The sequence below is a fragment of the Chryseobacterium sp. NG-CE01 genome (assembly GCF_055695505.1).
Map to the genome: position 1 here is coordinate 3212571 of NZ_CM146369.1, position 20863 is coordinate 3233433.

General features: G+C 38.5%; 23 protein-coding genes. 3 read left to right on the top strand and 20 right to left on the bottom strand.

All coding sequences use genetic code 11. The features are described from left to right. Nucleotides 1–114: 114 nt before the first annotated feature. The gene (gene kdsA / locus ACYT6F_RS14945; RefSeq protein ID WP_472598431.1) at nucleotides 115–924 is read right to left on the bottom strand and encodes a 3-deoxy-8-phosphooctulonate synthase; all 810 of its coding nucleotides are present in this window, start codon (nucleotides 922–924) and stop codon (nucleotides 115–117) included. A gap of 584 nt (nucleotides 925–1508) precedes the next feature. On the opposite strand from kdsA, the gene ACYT6F_RS14950 reads away from it, so the two are divergent. Further along, nucleotides 1509–2018, top strand: a complete 510-nt coding sequence (locus ACYT6F_RS14950; protein ID WP_472598432.1) for a pyridoxamine 5'-phosphate oxidase family protein — start codon at nucleotides 1509–1511, stop codon at nucleotides 2016–2018. Nucleotides 2019–2091: 73 nt separating this feature from the next. Here ACYT6F_RS14950 and ACYT6F_RS14955 read toward each other — a convergent pair whose 3' ends face one another. From ACYT6F_RS14955 to ACYT6F_RS15035, 17 genes are all read right to left on the bottom strand, one after another. Further along, nucleotides 2092–2748: a DUF6766 family protein gene (locus ACYT6F_RS14955; protein ID WP_472598433.1), complete on the bottom strand. Its 657-nt coding sequence runs from the start codon at nucleotides 2746–2748 to the stop codon at nucleotides 2092–2094. A gap of 11 nt (nucleotides 2749–2759) precedes the next feature. After that, on the bottom strand, nucleotides 2760–4283 hold the full coding sequence (locus ACYT6F_RS14960) for an FAD-dependent oxidoreductase (RefSeq protein WP_472598434.1): 1524 nt from the start codon (nucleotides 4281–4283) through the stop codon (nucleotides 2760–2762). A gap of 21 nt (nucleotides 4284–4304) precedes the next feature. Continuing rightward, entirely contained in the window at nucleotides 4305–4469 is a 165-nt protein-coding gene (locus tag ACYT6F_RS14965) for a hypothetical protein (RefSeq protein WP_472598435.1), read from the bottom strand. A 21-nt stretch (nucleotides 4470–4490) separates the two neighbouring features. Then, nucleotides 4491–5243, bottom strand: a complete 753-nt coding sequence (locus ACYT6F_RS14970) for an SDR family oxidoreductase (RefSeq protein WP_472598436.1) — start codon at nucleotides 5241–5243, stop codon at nucleotides 4491–4493. A 6-nt stretch (nucleotides 5244–5249) separates the two neighbouring features. Continuing rightward, complete coding sequence (locus tag ACYT6F_RS14975; protein WP_472598437.1) at nucleotides 5250–6050, bottom strand: SDR family NAD(P)-dependent oxidoreductase; 801 nt, start codon at nucleotides 6048–6050, stop codon at nucleotides 5250–5252. Between the two features lies 1 nt (nucleotide 6051). Then, the gene (locus ACYT6F_RS14980; protein WP_169230500.1) at nucleotides 6052–6552 is read right to left on the bottom strand and encodes a CinA family protein; all 501 of its coding nucleotides are present in this window, start codon (nucleotides 6550–6552) and stop codon (nucleotides 6052–6054) included. Nucleotides 6553–6586: 34 nt separating this feature from the next. Further along, complete coding sequence (locus tag ACYT6F_RS14985; protein WP_472598438.1) at nucleotides 6587–7765, bottom strand: zinc-dependent alcohol dehydrogenase; 1179 nt, start codon at nucleotides 7763–7765, stop codon at nucleotides 6587–6589. A gap of 39 nt (nucleotides 7766–7804) precedes the next feature. After that, entirely contained in the window at nucleotides 7805–9946 is a 2142-nt protein-coding gene (locus ACYT6F_RS14990; protein WP_472598439.1) for a catalase, read from the bottom strand. A 217-nt stretch (nucleotides 9947–10163) separates the two neighbouring features. Next, the gene (locus ACYT6F_RS14995; protein WP_472598440.1) at nucleotides 10164–10799 is read right to left on the bottom strand and encodes a YciE/YciF ferroxidase family protein; all 636 of its coding nucleotides are present in this window, start codon (nucleotides 10797–10799) and stop codon (nucleotides 10164–10166) included. 77 nt (nucleotides 10800–10876) lie between these two features. Continuing rightward, on the bottom strand, nucleotides 10877–11701 hold the full coding sequence (locus tag ACYT6F_RS15000; protein WP_472598441.1) for a KGG domain-containing protein: 825 nt from the start codon (nucleotides 11699–11701) through the stop codon (nucleotides 10877–10879). A 219-nt stretch (nucleotides 11702–11920) separates the two neighbouring features. After that, nucleotides 11921–12535, bottom strand: coding sequence for a Crp/Fnr family transcriptional regulator (locus ACYT6F_RS15005; protein WP_472598442.1), 615 nt, complete (start codon nucleotides 12533–12535; stop codon nucleotides 11921–11923). A 45-nt stretch (nucleotides 12536–12580) separates the two neighbouring features. Beyond that, entirely contained in the window at nucleotides 12581–13003 is a 423-nt protein-coding gene (locus ACYT6F_RS15010; RefSeq protein WP_472598443.1) for a Crp/Fnr family transcriptional regulator, read from the bottom strand. Beyond that, nucleotides 12982–13176 (bottom strand): cyclic nucleotide-binding domain-containing protein, encoded by a 195-nt coding sequence (locus ACYT6F_RS15015; protein WP_472598444.1) that lies wholly within the window; start codon nucleotides 13174–13176, stop codon nucleotides 12982–12984. Before ACYT6F_RS15015 ends, ACYT6F_RS15010 begins: the two co-directional genes overlap by 22 nt. Before the next feature lie 537 nt (nucleotides 13177–13713). After that, nucleotides 13714–14310, bottom strand: a complete 597-nt coding sequence (locus ACYT6F_RS15020) for a Crp/Fnr family transcriptional regulator (protein WP_072882874.1) — start codon at nucleotides 14308–14310, stop codon at nucleotides 13714–13716. Next, nucleotides 14310–14687 carry a bacillithiol system redox-active protein YtxJ gene (gene ytxJ / locus ACYT6F_RS15025; protein WP_472598445.1) on the bottom strand — a complete coding sequence of 126 codons (378 nt, stop codon included), beginning with the start codon at nucleotides 14685–14687 and terminating at the stop codon, nucleotides 14310–14312. The genes ACYT6F_RS15020 and ytxJ overlap by 1 nt, the downstream gene beginning before the upstream one ends. Beyond that, nucleotides 14684–15145: a DUF1569 domain-containing protein gene (locus tag ACYT6F_RS15030; protein WP_312174115.1), complete on the bottom strand. Its 462-nt coding sequence runs from the start codon at nucleotides 15143–15145 to the stop codon at nucleotides 14684–14686. Before ACYT6F_RS15030 ends, ytxJ begins: the two co-directional genes overlap by 4 nt. Further along, a complete protein-coding gene (locus ACYT6F_RS15035; protein ID WP_472598446.1) occupies nucleotides 15139–15675 on the bottom strand; it encodes a YfiT family bacillithiol transferase in 537 nt (178 codons plus the stop codon). Before ACYT6F_RS15035 ends, ACYT6F_RS15030 begins: the two co-directional genes overlap by 7 nt. A 156-nt stretch (nucleotides 15676–15831) precedes the next feature. Here ACYT6F_RS15035 and pncA point away from each other — a divergent pair, with 156 nt between their 5' ends. Continuing rightward, complete coding sequence (pncA, locus tag ACYT6F_RS15040; protein WP_472598447.1) at nucleotides 15832–16437, top strand: bifunctional nicotinamidase/pyrazinamidase; 606 nt, start codon at nucleotides 15832–15834, stop codon at nucleotides 16435–16437. Between the two features lie 72 nt (nucleotides 16438–16509). On the opposite strand, the gene ACYT6F_RS15045 is transcribed toward pncA, so the two are convergent. Next, the gene (locus tag ACYT6F_RS15045; protein WP_472598448.1) at nucleotides 16510–17544 is read right to left on the bottom strand and encodes a tetratricopeptide repeat protein; all 1035 of its coding nucleotides are present in this window, start codon (nucleotides 17542–17544) and stop codon (nucleotides 16510–16512) included. A gap of 28 nt (nucleotides 17545–17572) precedes the next feature. Beyond that, on the bottom strand, nucleotides 17573–20152 hold the full coding sequence (gyrA, locus tag ACYT6F_RS15050; RefSeq protein ID WP_472598449.1) for a DNA gyrase subunit A: 2580 nt from the start codon (nucleotides 20150–20152) through the stop codon (nucleotides 17573–17575). Between the two features lie 148 nt (nucleotides 20153–20300). Here gyrA and ACYT6F_RS15055 point away from each other — a divergent pair, with 148 nt between their 5' ends. Continuing rightward, the gene (locus ACYT6F_RS15055) at nucleotides 20301–20615 is read left to right on the top strand and encodes a DUF4286 family protein (protein WP_472598450.1); all 315 of its coding nucleotides are present in this window, start codon (nucleotides 20301–20303) and stop codon (nucleotides 20613–20615) included. Nucleotides 20616–20863 lie beyond the last annotated feature (248 nt).

The window sequence follows — 20863 nt, forward strand, 5'->3', positions numbered from 1 at the left end:
AAATGTTTTAAAATTTCAAACGTGAATATATAAATTTTATTTTAACTTATTTAAACTTTGTTAACATTTATTAAGATAGCTTTAAATGTTATTTGAGTAAGGTAAAAATGCTACTTAAAGTATTGCTTCTCTTACCCTTGTTAATTTTTGTAATAGATCCTCAAGAAGATCAAGTCTCAGCATATTGGCTCCATCTGACAATGCAGTCTCCGGCGTTGGATGCGTTTCGATGAAAATCCCGTCTGCTCCTACGGCAATTCCGGCTTTGGCTACTGTTTCAATAAGATCGGGACGGCCTCCCGTAACTCCCGAACTTTGGTTTGGCTGCTGTAAAGAATGCGTTACATCAAGGATCACGGGAGCATAGCTTCTCATGGTTGGGATTCCTCTGTAATCTACAATAAGATCGGTATACCCGAAAGAATTTCCTCTCTCGATAATGGCCACCTTCGGATTATGGGAATCTGTAATTTTCTGAACTGCAAATTTCATGGATTCCGGAGAAAGAAACTGTCCTTTTTTTAGAGTCACACATTTCCCGGTTTCCGCGGCAGCAACCAGGAGATCCGTCTGGCGAACCAGGAATGCAGGAATCTGCAGTACGTCTACATATTGTGCGGCAAGTGCTGCATGTTCGTTTTCATGAATATCCGTCGTCGTAGGAATGTTGAAAGTCTCCCCTACTTTTTTTAGAATTTCAAGTGATTTTTCCTCGCCGATTGTGGTAAAAGAATCTACCCTGCTTCGGTTGGCTTTTTTAAAGCTTCCTTTAAAAATATAAGGAATATTATATTTATTGGTAAGCTCTACTACTTTTTCGGCAATCTTCAATGCCATGTCTTCGCCTTCAATGATGCAGGGACCTGCGATGAGAAAAAAGTTTTTGGAATCTTTGTGATGGATATTATCTAAGTATTGAATCATTTTCTTTAAAATTAAAAGTTCAGTAAAAATACTGAGAAAGTTTCAGAATCAGAAATAATTTAGAGCAAATACTGAACTCCTTCCTGCTTATAAAAAAATGCCCGAATCTCTTTCGATTAAAAACCTGCGCAGCTTTTGATCAAAACCTAAGCATCTTTTAGATAAAACCTAAGCACCTTTTGGATAAAACCTGCGCAGGTTTTTATTACAATCTTGTTTCCTTTTCTATAGTGTGAAATTATTCGTGAATAAATTAATGCTTTAAAGCTAATATTACTCGTTGTGCATTTTGATTCATCTTCGTCATTTCGGAGTAGATTTTTGAAAAAAATCGTATCAAGTAGTTTATAATTTGAAGATGGATTCCATTCTCGATGCATTTTTCTCCACTTTGCTGCGAAAAAACACGAAGTGATGAAGCTACTATCAGAATTTTTCAACATGCACGACGGGTTAATATTATACACAAAAAAGAATTATTTACAAATGATTTATTGTTTACAATTTTTGAATCGAGACGTCACTATGGTCGGATTTTTGAATACTAAACTGTAATTTTTATCAAATCACTAAAATATAAAATTATGTCAACAGAAAATCTTACACACCAGGACGCTATTAAGAAAATCAAAGATTTATCAGAAAGTTCAAAAATCTGTATGTTCTGCACAGAATTGCAGACGCTTCCTATCAATTCAAGACCAATGACCTTGCAGGAAACAGACGATGAAGGAAATCTATGGTTCATCAGCAGTGATACAAGCAACAAGAATTTTGAAATTAAAGATGATAAAAGAGTTCAGCTGTTCTTTATGAACAATGGAGATTATCAATATCTTTCGGTGTTCGGGGATGCTACTATTTATAAAGACCGTTCAACGATTGAAGATAAATGGTCACCGATGGCAAAAGCATGGTTCGAGGACGGTAAAGATGATCCGAATGTTTCCATCATCCGTGTAGAACCTACAGAATCATACTATTGGGATACCAAAGTAGGTAAACTGGTAAGCCTTGTTAATTTTGTTACGGCAGCCGTTACAGGAAATACTACTGACAACTCCGACGGTGTTGAGGGAAAAGCCCAAGTTTAGCTTTAATTCGGTTATACAAAATAAAAGGACTGTATCTTGTGATGCAGTCCTTTTTTTATTCGAATTGAGGAAACTAAGGTGTTTCATTATGAGGCATATCCACCGGTTTGGATTCCGGGGAACCTTTTTCCCGAAGCCATATGGAGAGAATCACCAGCGAGGCTACTGCGAGAAACTCGCTTTGCCAGTTCTGAAAAGATTCAAACCAGAAACGGGATTCGGTGATATATTCCATCGCTGTAGTCGTAGGCTTTTCTTTTGAGATCTGCTCTTCATTATAATCTTTCAGGCTTCCGTAAAAATGAAGTGAAAAACTGATGATAAACAAGAGAGCAAAAGCTAATGACAAAGAATGTTTATAGATCTTCAGCCAAAGGCCACCCTTTTTAACGGGCCACGGCGCATCAGCGTGAGGAACAGGCTCTTTGTCTACATCTTCCTCTCCTTCCAGTGATTTTGATTCGCTGGAACCTTTCTGTCGTAAGGATACTGTAAGCAAAACATACAGCATCATCTGCAGAAATTCACTTTCCCAGTTTTCAAATGTTGCCTGGATAAAATGGCCGCTTTGAACATACTGTCCGAGACTTAATGCAGCACTGCCGTTTTCCACAAGTTCTTTATTATCAGTCTTCCAGCCTGTGAAGAACTGTGCGGCAAGACATAAAATCATAAATATAATCAAAACGATGCTTAAGCTGTTCTGATATAAAAAGCCTTTTTTAGACATATTCTCAATGATTAAATTTCAGAATCGGTATCTACACGCGGAAGATCTCTTACGGTAGGTCCCGTCAGAAGTTTTCCGTTAACGTTAAATCTGGAGCCGTGACACGGGCAGTCCCAGCTAAGTTCTGCACTGTTCCACCGAACCTCACATTTCGCATGAGGACAGGTGCTTTTTACCAGATGTATTTTGCCGTTGGTCTCTTTGTATAAAGCGTATGATTCGCCCTCATATTTCACAACTTTTGCTTCACCTTCTTTTACTTCTGCAAATGAATTGATCTTTTCAGCAAAAAGCTTGTCTTTGATAAAATCATAGGCTACCACAGCATTTTCTTTTACAAAATCAGTGAAGCCTGCAATCGGTTTTATTCTTGACGGACTGAAAATATTTTCATATTTACTGCTTCCCGTAATAATAAGATCCGATAAAACCTGCGAGGAAATCGTTCCGAATATCATTCCGTTTCCTCTGAATCCGGTTGCGGTGAAAATTTTCCCGCTGCTTCCGGGAAGTTTTCCGATATACGGAAATCCGTCCACCGGTTCGTAATACTGGCTGGACCAACTGTAATAAGCCGTCTCCACATCGAAGTATTTTCTGACATAATTTTCCAGCCGTGAAAAACATTCTCCCGTATCTTCTTCATGCCCCGTTTTATGGTCTTCACCTCCTGCGATAAGAAGGGTCTGACCGTCAATTTCCTGGGTTCTGTAATAATGGTAAGGATCAAGAAGGTCATATCCGAGATCTTTCGGGTAGTTTCCGCTTTTCAGGCTGAAGGCAATCGCGTAGCTTCTGTAAGGTGCATTGGTAATGTGAAGAACACTGAGCCCCGGAGGAATATGAGTTGCATACACTACATTTTTAGCTTTAATTTCTCCTTTAGATGTTTCCAAAGCTACAAGATTTTCCTGCTCATCGTGGCTTTCACAACGACATTCTTCCTGAATAACTCCGCCTAAGCTGATGAACGCCTCGCAAAGTCCTTTGATATATTTTACCGGATGAAACTGCGCCTGATCAGGAACAGTCACAGCTTCTTTAAATGGTATCGGGAAAGGAATTTCATCTACATAGGTCATTTTATGCCCTACTTTTTCCGCTCCTTCTACGATATCTTTAAGCTCTTTCTGCTGTTTTTCATCCAGTGCAAAAAGATAAGCGGTTTTCCTTTCTAAATCGCAGTCGATTCCGTATTGCTGTATGTTGTTTTCTATAATTTGTATGGCTTCCTGACCTGTATCTGCAAACAGTTGCGCATTATCCTGTCCGAAATCACTGATAGCCTGGTTAAAGGTGGTATCAAAAAAATCATTAAGGTGTGCGGTTGTTCCGCCGGTTGTTCCGAAACCGATATTGGCAGCTTCCAGGAGAATACATCTCTTCCCGGCCTGCTGCAGTTTTAAGGCGGTTGAAATACCGGTAATTCCTCCACCCACTACAGCAACATCATAGAGTTGATGAAGGTCGGCTTCCGAGGAAAATTTTCTGATTTCTTCCTGCCATATACTTTTTCTTGCCCCGTCTCTGTGCATGTCTTAGAATTTTAGTTAAACTTATTGTATCCGCAGCGTATCATTTTCTGCACTGCCTGTATTTTTATGAGTGTCGGATTTGTCTCCGTCATATTTGTTTTTAGGTTCGTCTTCGTCAAAATCACACCTGCATGATGACATGGCGAAGAGACCAATGATTCCCAGCAATAAAACTGTAGTTTTCATGAGTTGTTTTTGTTTTTTTTATTAGCCGTTAACTACAATGCCTCCGTTAGGGTGAAGTACCTGTCCTGTTATCTGGGCGGCATCATCGCTTGCAAGAAAAAGGAAGCTGGTGGCTACTTCTTCCGGCGTTGCATTTCTTTCGAAAGGCGGCTTGTTCGGATCGTCTTCTTCCTCTCCAAAAGTTTCTTTGGTAAGTGGTGTTGCTACAGGTCCCGGCGCTACGGCGTTGACCCGGATGCCTTTTGGTTTGGACTGCAAGGCGAGTGAACGCGTAAAAGAGACAATTGCTCCTTTTGTAGCAGAGTAATCCAACAATTGCTCATGTCCCTGATAAGCTACTGCTGATGTTGTATTAATAATGGAACTGCCTTGTTTCAGATGAGGAAAAACAATTTTGGTAAGAAGAATCATTCCTATAATATTGGAATTGAACGTTGTTCTGATATTTTCTTCTTCCAGTTCAGTAATATCATCCGCCGGAACCTGTGTTCCTGCATTATTAACCAGGATATCAATGCTTCCGAAATCTGAAACTACTTTTTGGGTTGTTTCTTCACAAAACTTGGTGTCATTAACATCTCCCTGATGGATAGAAGCTTTTCTTCCCAAGCTTTCTATCTCTGCTTTTACCTCTTCCGCATCTTTGTCATCGGAATAATAAATAATGGCAATGTCTGCTCCTTCTTTTGCAAAAAGTAAAGCTACTGCCTTACCAATTCCACTGTCTGCTCCTGTAATCAGGACTTTCTTATTTTCTAATTTTAAGTTCCCCATAATACTCTACTTTTCATTTACCGGTTTTTGCATTTCTGCCATTCGATGGGCAGCCATACTGTCTGTAGCAATATTAGACATGGCTACGGTCAGTTTATTTTTTAATCCTGAAACTACTTTGTCGTCACCGTTCATTAAAGCATTAAAACCATCAATGGCCACTTCTTCCGGTGATGCAAGATTGTCTCTGTCTTCCAGAATTTTACTCTCATTCATATCTGCTTTGTTGAAGAAATCCGTATCGGTAGGTCCTGGTAAAAGTGCTGTAACGGTTATCCCGGTATCTTTAAGCTCTTCCCTGATAGCTTCCGACCAGGAGAGAATAAATGCTTTCGTTCCGTGATACACGGAATGCCATGGACCAGGGGCTTTGCTTGCAATGGACGCAAGATTGAGGATTTTTCCGGATCCCTTTGGTAAGCGGTCTTTCAAAAACATTTTGGTAAGAATAAGTACGGAAACTATATTGAGATTCACAACATCTACTTCCCTATGGATATCGGTATCCTGGAATTTACCATAAATGCCCTGCCCTGCATCATTCACCAAAATTGACGGACTGATTCCGTTTAGTTTCAATTCGGAATATAATGAGTACGCATCTTCTTCAATAAACAGATTTTTAGCAATGGTAATCACATTGACTCCATAGCTTTTGAATTCATCTGCTTTTTTTTTCAGGTCGTCATGATTGCGGGCAACCATTACAAGATCGTAACCGTTTTTTGCAAACTGTTTTGCAAGCTCATAGCCGATCCCGCTGGTTGCTCCCGTAACCAGCGCATATTCATTTTTTTTATTCATCATCTTACTTTAGGATTAGTAACTGATTGATCTCGCTTTTAAAGCACCCCAAAATAAATTCTGTATAATACAGCTGGGCATTTAAGGCCTGTGTTTTAGGATGGAGTTCAAGCTTTTTGGTTAAAACAATCTCCCCTTTGTAAGAGAATGAAAAGAATGCAAAAATTTTGTATGAAGAATTGCGTATGGGTGTACAGTAGCCTGTGGTTGCAATTGACCAGTCGGATTCGTAAAGTTTTGCAACATTAAGGGCCATTGTTTCTGCTATATTTTCTGAAACGCAATCGCATTCTTCCGCTTCGTGCGCATCAACATTCAATAATTTTACTTTTTCCTGCAATGTATAGGCTGTAAGTCCGCCTTTATAAAACATTGAGGCATTCGGCATCTGAGAGAAAGCCAGCTGTAAACAGCCTGAAGTAACGCTTTCTGCTACTGAAATAGTCTCATCAGTAGTCATTAAAGACTGGCTGATGTACTCCAGAAGATTTTTTTGAAATTCCATAATTCTAATATTTAGTGTGTTAGTGTGTATTTATTTAGAAACCAGAGGGCTTCCATGGATCAAGGACAACTTTTACGCATCCGTCCTGCTTTTTATCAAAGATTTCATATCCTTTAGAAACATCTTCGAGGGAAAGATGGTGAGTAATAATGTCATCCAGTTTTACTCTGCCGCTCTGTACATGGTCCATCAATTCATCAATGATGGTATGAACGTTGCACTGGCCAGCTTTTATAGTAATACCTTTATCAAAAATCTGTCCAAGTTTGAAATTATCATAATTTACCGGATAGACGCCCAGGATGGAAACAATTCCTCCCCTTCTTACTGCACTCATACAGGCTTCCAGGACCTTAATAGAACCTTTTTCGAAATTGATGACCGCTTTTGCACGGTCCAGTAGATTTCTGTCCGGTTCAAAGCCCACAGCTTCAATGCAGAGATCAGCACCTCTTCCATCTGTCATGTCACGAATCTGGTCTATAACACTCTGGCCGTCTTCCCATAATATGGTATCGCAGCCCGTAAGATTTTTGATCTGATCCAGCCTGTATTGTTGGGTATCAATTACAATTACTTTTTTTGCATTATGCAGAATAGCTGATTTTGCCGACATAGAACCTACAGGTCCTGCACCAAAGATTGCTACCGTTTCGCCTCCTTTTAGCTCGCCCCACATTACTCCGGTATATCCGGTAGGAAAAATGTCGGTAAGGAAAAGAACCTGTTCATCGGTAAGATTATCGGGAACTTTTCTAGGTCCAAAATGAGCATAAGGAACTCTTACATATTGTGCCTGCCCTCCATCATATCCTCCATATAAATCTGAATAGCCGAATAGTGCACCGCCTTTGTCAGTAACAATTCCGCCTTCAGGTCCGTAATGCTCAGGGTTGCTGTGCTCGCAGGCTGTAGGAAGATCGTGCTGACAGAAATAGCAGCTTCCGCAGGAAACAGGAAATGGAACAACCACCCTGTCTCCTACTTTAAGATTGGTGATGTGCTGTCCTACTTCTTCTACGATTCCCATGAATTCGTGTCCCATAACCATTGGTCTTGCCTGGGGAATTCCTCCTGAATACATATGAAGGTCACTTCCGCAGATCGCTGTTGAAGTAACTTTTAGAATGACATCTCTCGAATCTTTAATTATCGGATCGTCTACCGTATCACATTTGATAAGACCCGGTCCGTGAATAACTGCTGCTTTCATATTTAATATTTTGGTGTGTGAAGGTGACTTTATGAATGGTTATTTTTGGGCATTTCTTTCTATTTCAAGATCCCATACTCTGTGATTGGCGATGGCCGTAATGAATTTATCAGCTGGATTTTCATCTTCGGCGATGACAATAGCAGGATCGATATGATCTTTCATGCTTACATTACTGTTCATATAAAGAGGTTCTGTTCCTTCGCCGAAATAAATCGCCTTACAGTGCTTGTATGCTTCGTTGATATAATTCAGAGCAGGCTGTTTATTTTCGGGCGTCAATAATTCTTTGGTAGAATTTTCTCCTGCCGCAATGTAAAGAGCATCAAAGGAAACGCTTGAATTGCTTGTTATAGAATGTTTAGGAATAAGCGATGATCCGTCATTTACTTTTACGGGAGCCATGCTTGTACCGATGATTTCTACCACTGCATTTCCAGATTCCAGTTTTGTTTTTAAATCGTTGATTGCGGCTGCATCTGCTCCATTCCCCATGATGAAGCCGATCTTTCTGCCCATAATGGTATTTTTGATGGTGTTCTGCATGCTTAATGCTTCTGAAATTTTAGTGGCAGGCTCTCTTTCTTCGCTTTGTAATGTAGAAGGATCTACATCTGCCGGAATACTTTGGTTAGGGAAATTAAGTTCTTTTACTTCCACACCTACTTTTGCTGCAACTTTTGCTGCAAGATTTTTATCTACAAAGGCAAGCTGACTTACCATTCTTTCTCTGATTGCGGGAATTGTTACTTTGGAAAGTTCAAATATCAATGCATTCTCGAGGTGCATTTTTTCCGGTGCAGACTGGCTGTTATAGAATAATTTGGCTTGCGAATAATGATCTACAAAACTTTGGCTTCTTTGTCTTACTTTCTCTCCGGAAACCCTTGAGCCGTGAGATACGTATCCTCCATCTTTCATCATAGCCTGGAATGGGCATCCTCCTCCGATAGAATTCGGCTCATAGCTCACCTTGCCCTGATCGATCTGCTGCCTCATATAGCCATCTCTCTGGTTATTGTGGACTTTTTTCACCGATCTGTTGATAGGGATCTCGTGGAAGTTGGGACCACCTAATCTTATAAGCTGGGTATCTGTATAGGAAAATAATCTTCCCTGCAGAAGAGGGTCATTGGTAAAATCAATTCCCGGAACAATATGGCCGGGATGGAATGCCACCTGTTCTGTTTCTGCAAAAAAGTTTTCCGGGTTTTTATTTAATGTTAATGTTCCGATAAGCTGTACAGGTACTTCTTCTTCAGGAACTATTTTGGTAGGATCGAGAAGATCAAAATCATATTTAAATTCATCTTCTTCAGGAATCAGCTGTACCCCGAAATCCCATTCCGGGAAAAGTCCGTTTTCAATAGATTCCCAAAGGTCTCTTTTATGGAAATCAGGATCTACTCCGGAAATTCTCTGTGCTTCGTCCCAGGCAACCGAGTGTACTCCTAATTTAGGTTTAAAATGGAATTTTACGAAATGTGCTTTTCCTTCATCATTAATTAATTTAAAGGAATGTACCCCAAATCCTTCCATCATTCTGTAGCTTCGCGGGATTGCCCTGTCGCTCATAAGCCACATAATCATGTGTGTACTTTCAGGCATTAAAGAAATAAAGTCCCAGAAGGTATCGTGTGCAGATTGTGCCTGTGGTATTTCGTTGTGAGGTTCAGGTTTTACGGCGTGTACAAGATCCGGAAATTTAATAGCGTCCTGAATAAAGAAAACAGGAATATTATTAGCCACAAGATCATAATTTCCTTCGTCTGTATAGAATTTTACAGAAAAACCTCTGACATCTCTTGCAAGATCCGTACTTCCCCTGTTGCCTGCAACCGTTGAAAACCTTACAAAAACAGGCGTTTCTTTACCGACTTCAGACAAGAAGTTGGCTCTTGTATATTCTGCAAGACTTTTGTTTAGTTTAAATACGCCATGTGCGCCGGATCCGCGTGCGTGAACTACCCTTTCCGGAATTCTTTCGTGGTCGAAATGTGTGATTTTTTCTCTGAAAAAGAAATCTTCAAGCAAGGTAGGGCCTCTGTCGCCTGCTTTAAGGGAATCCTGATTGTTGTTGATTTTCAGTCCCTGATTGCTCGTCAGTTTTTCGTTTTCGTTGGAATTCATGTGAGATTCCAGCTGGTTTAGCTTTTCATTGTCTGATGTGTTGTCTTTCATAATTCTTTATATTTTGTGATTGGTGCTCTAAGTTTGTGAGCAAAGGGTAATCCGCTACTCTTTTATAACAACTTTAAGGCCTTTTTGCGGTTTCCGGTAAATATTGTTGTTATTTTATGAACATATTGCTGTTCGGAGATAATAAAATTTAATCATTCAATATTTTTAAATTTTAAAAAAGCCACATAGGAGCTCTATATGGCTTTATATTTTGTAATTAGTCTTCCTGTTCCGCATCAAAATTGATGTAAGTTTCAGCAATTTCTGTAAGTTCGTAATCTGTATCTTCTTCTTCCTGTAATGTTTTTTCGAGAAGATCGGCTGCTTTATCGTGTCCCATGGTAATAGCAAGCTGGGCGAGACCTCCATAGGTAGCAATTTCGTAGTGTTCTACTTTTTGTGCAGCAATGATTAAAGCAGCATCACGGGTCATAGAACCTTCTTCTGTTGACTTTATGATTTCTTCTCCTTCTTCAATGATTCCTTTAATGGCTTTGCATTCTTTCTTCTCAGGAGTTTCATTAATTAGTTTGAAAACTTTTTCAAGTCTGCTTACATGCTTTTGGGTCATCAGCTGATGGTCTTCAAATGCTTCTTTCAGTTCATCGGTAGTAGCCGCTTCCTTCATTTTACCTAACGCTTCAATAATTGCGTTCTCTGCGTAGTACACATCTTTCAATGCAGAGACAAAGAATTTGTGTAAAGGCGAGCTGTTCATTTCGTTTTTATCTACGGTAGCATTGTCTACCGAAGCTAATTTTTTGGATGATCCTTCAGCTCCTGTGGTAGATGCTGATGAAGTATCTGTACCTGAAGTACTGTTATTTTTATTATCTAGTGATTTTGTTGCCATAATGTGAAATTGGTGTTTGATTTTTAAAAAGATTACCCCTTTAAAATATTAATAAAGAGGTAATCATGGAAAAAGAATTATGAATTATTACGTCTGCCTCCAAATCCGGATCTGCCCGAACCTGAAGATCTTCCGCCACCGTGAGAGGCCTGTCCGCCCATACGAGCAATTCTCGTACGTTCTGCCTTACTCATTGAAGCAAAACCTCTTCTTGATGATCCGTTACCAGAACCTGAATTGGAACCTCTACCTGAACCTCCATTATTTCCTGATCTTGAGCCGCCTCTGCCGCTACCTGATCCTGATCCTGATCTGCCTGAACCGGAATTTGAGCCGGATCCTGATCCTGAAGATCTTCCACCTCCGTTTCTGCTTCCTCTTGGCCTGCCCGGATTATCATGTCTATGATCATAGTTATCACTGTTTGAGTTTGATGAACCTGAAGATCTGCCTCTTCCTCCTGATCTTGATCCTCCGGAACCTCCTGAATTTCTTCCTCTTCCCGATGATCCTGATCCAGAACCAGAACCACGTCCTGATCCTCCACGAGAACCGCCTCTACCGCCTCCGGAAGTAAATCTTCCCTGGCTGTCTCTCTGCTGGTTTCCGTTTCCTGATCTTCCTCTGCCTCCTCCTCTATTATCGTCGTCATCGTCATCGTAGTCTTCATCGTCATAATCTTCATCATCGTAATCTTCATCATCATAGTCTTCATCGTCGTAATCTTCGTCTTCATCATCATCTTCGTCAAAGTAATCTTCATACTCTGAGAAATCATCATCATATTCTTCGTCCTGTGACGCATCGTTATAACCATGGTCATAACCTAACTGATAAATTTCTTCGAGATTGCTTGATGAACCGGAGTTTCCTCTACGATTTCTTGAATTTCTAGTGTTCATAACTGAATTTTTTTATATTAATATTATAGTGATGGTATTGCCGGCCGTGACTAGTATTAGACAGCAATAAATTTTGGTTAATTTACATGAACATGTAAGCTGAAAGCAGCTTAAACGTACCTCTTCTAAGGAGGCTTTAAGAAATATGGATGAATTAATTAACTCAAATGTACGTTAGAATATATCACCATTTTATGACCCAAATCATGTTGAAAGGTATTAATATAAAATTTTCCGGTCTTTTATGGTAAGTTTGCCCTGTTTTTCCATTTTTTTCAGGGTTCTGATTACGGTTTCTACCCTAAGACCGGTAAGATTGGCAATCTGTTGTCTGGTGAGTTCTACAGGGAAACATTGTCCGCAATCTCCGTCGTGATAGCTTTTAAGATAATTAAGTAATCCTTCCAGGCGGATAATGGGGTTTTGTGAAGACATGTTTTGCAACATAATAGCCTTGAAATATAATCTTTGCGATAAGCAGGCATTCATTTCAAGGGATACCTCGGGATTGTTTTTAAGAAGATTAAGAAAGTTGCTTTTGGAAAGTCTTATGAGTTCTGCATCAGCGATACAAACAGCATTCATTACATAAAAATTTTCAACAAAAATCATGGCATCCCCGAAGCTTTGCTTTTCACCGACAATATTATGGATGAATTCCTTTCCTTCTTCGTTATAGCTGTTTAGTTTTACCTTTCCTTTAACAACCTGATAGTAATAAGCCGCATGGTCACCTTCTCTGTATACCATCTCATTATGCCTGTACAATTTATTTTCGGCACCGTATGAGAAGAGGAGTTCAGGCTCGATATTCATGCAGCTGACTGTTTTCATTTTTAAAGTTTTTAAGACCGTATTAAATTAAAAAAAAAATTAGATTTAATACAAAATTTTCCGGTCTTTAATCTTTACAATTTTATTTCTTTCCATCATTTTTATGGTTCTGATGGCTGTTTCTACACAAAGACCTGTAAGACTTGCCATCTGTTGTCTTGTAAGTGGGATCATGAAAGAGTATGGTGATTGATTTTCCTGAAAACTTTTCAGATAATCCATCAGTACTTTAAGTTTTGCAGTTGGATTTTGTGAGGAAAGGTTCTGTGCCATAATCAGCTTGAAATAAAGCTTCTGAGAAAGCGCTTTATTCATATTGAGAGATATTTCAGGATAAAGCTTTATCAGATCAAGAAAAACCGTTTTAGGTAGCCTTTGGACAGAACATTTTGTAATGGCAACAGCATTTACAGGATATACTTTGTCAATAAAAAGTAATGATTCTCCTATACTTTGACCTTCTTCCAAAAGAGTCTGTATGTCTCTTTACCTTCGTCGCTGTAATTATTCAGTTTTGCCTGGCCTGTTATGATCTGATAATAATATTTTGGTACATCTCCTTCGTTAAAAATAATTTCTCCAGGCTGATAATGCCTAATAATTGCGCCTACTGAATGCAGAATTTCTTCTTTAATAACCATGTTAGCTGTTTTTAAATGTTAAATAATGAGCATTCCTAGTAAATAGTATTGGTTAGTCCATATTAATATGAATGCAAATTTTGAACCTTATTGCATTTTGTTTAATCAATTTAATTTATTAATGTTTATGTTTTAATTTTTAATATCTATTTTCAATATAAAAATTATTAATTGTCAACATCATTAACTATTTCACATTACTAAATTCAATAAAGATTTTTGATATATACCTACAAAAAAGCCGTTTACTAAACGGTTAATTTTTTATCAGAAATAGGTATATTTTATAAGCTGTTTCGATAACAGTTGGTAGAATGGCTATTATTTGTGATTGTTAAGGTAATTTGCAATCTTAAGGATTCTGTCTGGAATCCGTTTGCAGTGATAAGCCAAATATGCTCTGGAATTTGTAAATTTCATAATATTATATTTGTGGTGTGTAGTTCAAAGTTAGATATATTCTATTAGAAAAAACATGATTATGATCATAAAAAAAGACCTATAGCTAGCTATGGTCAATTTCAATATTTTAGTAATCTATTTGCTGTCCGGAACAAAATTCTTTCTTGCAAGCTCCTTTCGTACGCGGCTCAGACTTTCGGGAGTAATTCCCAGGTAAGAAGCAATCATCCATTGCGGAACTCTCATCAGCAGGTCCGGATACATTTTTATAAATTTCATATAGCGTTCTTCAGCGGTTTCTCCTAATAAAGAATTGATTCTGTCCTGAAGGCTTTTTATATGTTTCTGGAGAAGAATATCGCTTTTTTCAAGACTGTTGGGGAACTCACCAATCAGCTTATTGATAAAATCAGGATGGAGGAGCAAAACTTCCGAATCTTCAACCGCTTCTATGTAGTAAACAGATTTTTCGTTGAAATAAAGGCTGCTGCGGTCTGAAATAAGCCAGCTTTCCGGAGCAAACTGAATAATATGTTCTTTGCCGTTTTTATCAATAGAATACATTTTGAGCAATCCTTTTTCAACAAAATAAATGTATCTGCATATTTCGCCGTACTGCAAAAGAAACTGATTTTTTGGTATTTTCTTTACTTCATAATGCAGACTACACAAATTCACTTTTTCTAAAGGAACGTCCAGAACTTTGGATAAATAATTATTGATATTCTTCATTATAAGATTTGGTCTGCCGATATATGTTGATGCGAAGCATTGCTGATTACTGTTCCGTTTTCAATCACCAGTAACTGGGGACTTTCATGTCTTATACCAAGATCCGAAGCTATTTTGTTGGACAAGTCCCTGTGGGCAAGCAGATCCAAAAAATACAAATCAGGTTTTTGGTCTGAGTTTTCAATTTCTTTTTCAAAATTCCTTAAAACCGTTTTACTGATAAAACAGCTTGTGGAATGTTTGAAGATGGCAATCTTCCTGGTGAAGGAATGTTCGATTGCTTTTTTAAGATCCTCTTCAGATTCTATATATTTCCAGAGCTGATTCTTTTCAGAACCTTCTTCTTTTCCACCGAATATTTTGTCAAAAAAACTCATACCTTAAATTGTTTTAGATGATGATGAAGATGTTTATATTCCAGAAATCCCCAATCTTTTTCTTTCATTAAACCGAAAAGAACATGGCGTCCCGGGAGATTATTATTCTTGTAACATGTGCTGTATTCTTCAAGCGTTTGCAGAAGGTTTTCTTTTTCTTCTTCAAAATCACATTCAAAATTAATAATAAGTTTTTGAAAAGTAGGCATATTTCTGGGAATTCCGTTATTAAAAACCTGAATCTCCCACTTGGTGATCTTTCCAACCATTGCAAACAAACGGTTAATTTCCGGAAGTTTTATTTTCCCGAGCGGAACCTGAAGCACATGATTACAGTGTCTCATCATCTGGCAGACATTCATTTTACCCCACAGCGCACGGGAATTTTTGTCCAGAAGATGAATTCTGTTTATGATTTCTTCAAAACATTCAGGGTTATGAAGGCTTTTTTTTACCACCCTTTTTCTTTCTTAAGATTTTCGATATGAGCAAAATGATGGTTGCAATGCCAGGCGTACAAGGCAAGGCAATGTCTTAAATCATAGTTTTTGTTATGTTCCGGATGATGAAAGGTTCTTTCAAACTGCTTGTTGGTCATACTTTTCAATAATGTTGTCCACCTTTGATGGGTCCCTCTGATGATTCTCATGGCCGGTTTTACAGGCATATTCAGGCTGTCCTGAAGTTCTGCCCATTTTGCTTCATCATAAGGTTTAATCGTAGGATTGTCCTCCGTAAGAGCGAGTTTGAAGCGGATAAAGCTGTTAATATGGCTGTCTGCAATATGATTGACCAGCTGCCGCACGGTCCAGCCACCTTCCCTGTATTGGGTGTCAAGTTGGTCATCTGAGAAATCTTCAATGAGGCTTTTTAATCTTCCCGGAAAATCTCTGATGACTTTTATATACTCGTCGAGTTTAATGTCGCAGATATTTTCAGGTACTTCAAAGGTACCTATCGGGAACTTTTTTTGTTCAATATCGTTCATTTTTTTATTGAGATTTAAATCGTTTTAATCACCGATTGTCCTGAAGTCCCGGAATGTAGAGAATTTCATAAATGTCTATTTGTCCGATAAATCTGATTTGGATGACTATTTGCTATTTGTTTTTGTAAATTTATCAAAAATTCGAGAATTCTAAATATGAAAAAAGCGTTAATAATCGTAGATGTGCAGAATGATTTTTGTGAAGGCGGCGCACTGGCGGTTCCGGGAGCCAATGAGGTAATTCCGTACATCAATGCCCTGATGGAAGAAAATGAATACGATCAGATTGTTTTGACACAGGACTGGCATCCTGCTAATCATAAAAGTTTTGCCAGCAATAATGGCAGAAAAGTAGGAGAAAGTATTATTTTAAACGGCGTTCCGCAGTTCATGTGGCCTGATCACTGTATTCAGGATACTTTCGGTGCAGAATTTCACAAAGATCTCAACAGGGATAAAGTGACGCATATTGTTCAAAAAGGTAAAAATGTTGAAATCGACAGCTATAGCGGTTTCCAGGATAATAATCATTTCATGAAAACGGGCCTGGATGATTTTTTAAAATATCATGATATTCAACTGCTGGAGATTGTAGGTCTCGCAATGGATTATTGCGTGAAATTTACCTGTATTGATGCTGTGAATAGCGGATACGTTACCTGTCTTCATTTTAACGGGACAAGAGCTGTTAATGTAAAGCCTGATAACGGAAGAGATGCTATTTACGACATGATTCAGAAGGGAGTTACTGTTCTCGGATAAAATAATATTGATTAATCTAAATACGCATAAAAAAACCGAAGCCTTAGCTTCGGTTTTTTATTTTACAACTGATTACTTTGGCTGTTTAGCCTGAAGTTCAGCTTCTTTAGCTTTCATTTCGTTAGCTTTAGCCGTATTTTTAGTTGTATTGTAGACGTCTCTCATAGTCTGAACGGCAGTAATGTCATTAGGCATTGCCTGAAGCCATTTTTCTCCATATGGTACCGCTTTATTGAATCTTTCTTTTCTCGCTTCAATAAGTTTGGTAGCATCGTCCGGTTTTGTCTTTCTCAGTGCATTGATCTCGGTCACAGCTTTTTCATCATCACCGATTACTGCATATACAAGATTCTGGTAAGCATTAGCAAAATCAGGCTTCAGCTCAATTGCTTTTTGGAAAGAAGCGATAGCCTCATTTACCGTTTCAGGATTTTTTGACTGAAGAACTCCTAAATTATACCAATTGGTAGCATCGTTAGGGTTTTTTGCAAGCTGCTCTTTAAGATTCTGTAAAAATTTATCGGTTTTTCCTGATGCATAAAGTGCAGAACCCTGATATTCTTTCAGCTTAGCATTGTTAGGGAATTTTGCCAAACCTTTTTCGATAATTGCCAAAGCTTCATCATTCTTCTTGTCGTTAAGCAGAAGAGTCGCTAAAGTTTCATAAAGGTCAGTTTCAACACTCTTTGTCTGTTCAGTTTTAAAATCTGAATAATCTTTGGATGCAGTCTTCTTTAACAATTCCCATGTACTTTTATCATAGCTGGAAACCTGTCCTGTCTTGTTGTCTTTTGCAGTATATGTAGTTTCAACCCCTGTGTAGCCTGCATTAATAAGATCCGTATATATTTTTGTAGCCTGCGGATAATTATTTGCCAGAGCATAGTTAAGACCTGCATAATACATATATACTTTATTGTCCTGTCCGTTCGTTTTAAGTAAGTTATAAACTTCTATAAACTTAGGAGCCGCCACAGCATAGTTTTTTGCGTTATATGCATCCATTGCTGCTTTGTTAGCTTCTTGTAGCTGAGCGTTAGCATCACCTTTCTGTCCGAAAACGAAAGCTGAGGCTACGATAGCTACCCCTAAAATTAGCTTTTTCATAATCACTATTTTATAATTATTATACAATTTATTCTTCCGAATCAGAATTCTCATGATCCTCAGCAGTATTATCTGTCTGCGGAATTTCTGTATCGTTTTCGTGGTTATCAGCTACAGTTCCTTCTATTTCTTCATTCTCTTCAGAATCTTCTACTTCTTTGTCCATTTCTACTTTTGCGATGGCAGCAATTTCATCATTTTTCTTAAGATTGATGAGTCGTACACCCTGTGTATTTCTTCCCATTACTCTCATCTCATCCATTCCCATTCTGATGGCAACACCGGATTTATTGATGATCATCAGTCCGTCTTCATCCGTTACATTCTGGATGGCGATCAGATTTCCGGTTTTTTCGGTAATGTTAAGGGTAATAACACCTTTTCCGCCTCTGTTGGTAATTCTGTAGTCTTCTACCGCAGTTCTTTTTCCGTATCCTTTTTCGGATACCACCAGAACCGTTTCTTTTTCTACATCATTTACCACAATCATTCCGATTACTTCGTCATCGTCTTCCATGGCAATTCCGCGTACCCCGATAGATCCTCTTCCCACTTCTCTTACTTTTTCTTCCGGGAAACGGATACATTTACCGTTTTTCGTGGCAATCATAATCTCGGAAGTACCGTTTGTTAAATAAGCGCCCAACAATTGGTCGTTATCTCTGATTTCGATAGCATTAACCCCATTTACTCTCGGTCTTGAATATGCTTCCAGAGATGTTTTCTTGATTGTTCCGTTTTTGGTAACCATTACTACGCTCATCTGGTTTACATATTCAGAATCTTTAAGATTGTTGGTTCTGATATATGCTTTAATTTTATCATCCGGTTCAATGTTGATCAAATTCTGAACCGCGCGTCCTTTTGATGTTTTAGATCCTTCAGGAATTTCAAATACTCTCAGCCAGTAGCATCTTCCTTTTTCTGTAAAGAACAGCATGTATTGGTGATTGGTTGCAGATACGATATATTCAAGGAAGTCGGAGTCTCTTGTTGTTGCGGCTTTGTTGCCTACTCCTCCTCTGCTCTGGATTTTGTATTCCGAAAGTGAAGTTCTCTTGATATATCCGGCGTGTGAAATGGTAAGTACTACAGATTCGTTCGGGATAATATCTTCAATAGACATTTCACCTCCTGAATAGTCGATTTCCGTTCTTCTTTCGTCGCCGTATTTTTCTTTTACCTCTAGTAATTCATCTTTAATAATCTGGAATCTTCTAGGTTCATTAGCCAAAATATCTTCCAGATCTGCAATTTCTTTCATAATGGCATCGTACTCATCGCGGATTTTATCGAGCTCCATTCCTGTAAGACGGGCAAGACGTAAATCAAGGATGGCCTGAGCCTGGATCTCAGAAAGTTCAAATGCTTCAATTAATCCTTCTTTTGCGCCCTGCGGATTTGCAGAGTGACGAATGATGGAAATGGCTTTATCTAATGAATCCTGCGTTCCGATTACCTTCATGAAGCCTTCGAGAATATGAGCTCTTTCTTTTGCTTTTCTAAGCTCAAATTGAGTTCTTCTTACGATAACCTCATGGCGGTGCTCCACAAAATGGTGGATGATGTCTTTCAGGTTCAGCTGCTCCGGTCTTCCATGTACCAAGGCAATATTATTAACACTGAAAGATGTCTGAAGCGAAGTATATTTATATAATAAGTTTAAAACAACATTCGGAATCGCATCATTTTTAAGCTCATATACGATACGAAGACCTCTTCTGTCCGATTCGTCCCTGATTTCATAGATTCCCGGAATCTTTTCTTCTTTTACCAGCTCTGCCGTTCTGGCAATCATTTCGGCTTTGTTTACCTGATAAGGAACTTCATTTACAATAATGGCATTTCTGTTTCCTATCTCTTCAAAAGCGACCTTAGCACGAAGAACGACTCTTCCCCTGCCTGTATGGAAAGCATCTCTCACACCATCATATCCGTAGATGATACCTCCTGTAGGAAAATCCGGAGCAATAATATGCTGCATCAATTCATCAATGGTAATCTCTTTATTATCAATATATGCACAGATGGCATCTACAGATTCAGATAAGTTGTGCGGCGCCATATTGGTAGCCATCCCCACTGCAATACCGGAAGTTCCGTTTACTAAAAGATTGGGGATTTTAGAAGGTAAAACTGTAGGTTCCTGTAAGCTGTCGTCAAAGTTATTCTGGAAATCTACCGTTTCTTTGTCCAGGTCCGAAAGTACTTCATCAGAAATCTTTTTTAATCTTGCTTCGGTATAACGCATTGCTGCCGGCGGATCTCCGTCCATAGAACCGAAGTTACCCTGGCCGTCTACCTGAGGATAACGTAAGCTCCAGTCCTGAGCCATTCTTACCATTGCATCGTATACAGAAGAATCTCCGTGAGGGTGATATTTACCTAAAACGTCTCCAACAATTCTGGCAGATTTCAAATATTTTCTATTAGAAAAAACCCCTAATCCATACATACCGTAAAGTACTCTTCTATGAACGGGTTTTAAGCCGTCTCTTACATCAGGTAACGCCCTTGAAACAATAACAGACATCGAATAATCGATATAAGACGACTTCATTTCATCAACAATGTTGATGGGAATCAGTCTTTCTCCTTCTTTTTGCATAAACAAATTTTATTATAATGACAGTCAGACCCTTAGCTGTATGTCTGAAAATTATTTTTTTTGAATTTTTATTAACGGGCTAATTTACGAAAAATTTGCCGATTTTTGCTGTAGAATTTTACTCAAAATATTAAAAAATCATAAAAATATGAGCGTATTAAGTATAACTTTCCACTGTACGAAAAACAATCTGGAAGAATGGGAAAATTATATCGACGAAACACTGGTTCTCATGACTGAAAACTTAATGGACGTCAATAAATACATCCTTTCTGAAGTGCATAGTGATTATATTGATGAAGGAAAGAATTACAATCTTCTGCTGGTTTTTGACAGTAATGAACTGCGGGAAGATTTTGTACAGAGTGAGCTGAAGAACATTGCAGAACGTGTAGAAGCAAAATTCGGGACGGAAGTGATGATTTTTAATACTCTTCTGAATCCTAAAAAAACAAGACTGTAAATATAATAAAGCCCGGAAATTTCCCGGGCTTATTTTTTTACCTTCTGTGCGGTGGTTCCGGAGGCCTTGGCGGAGCCGGAGGTCTTGGCAGACATGATGAAACCGCAGCAAACAGAGCCAGCGCCAATAACATTTTGGATAAATTTTTCATAAAAATGATATTTGTGATTTATGTATAGTTAACAAGCCGGATGCCAAATTGTTTTGAAGAATCTCACTCAGCTTTTTGTACTGAAATTAAATCAACT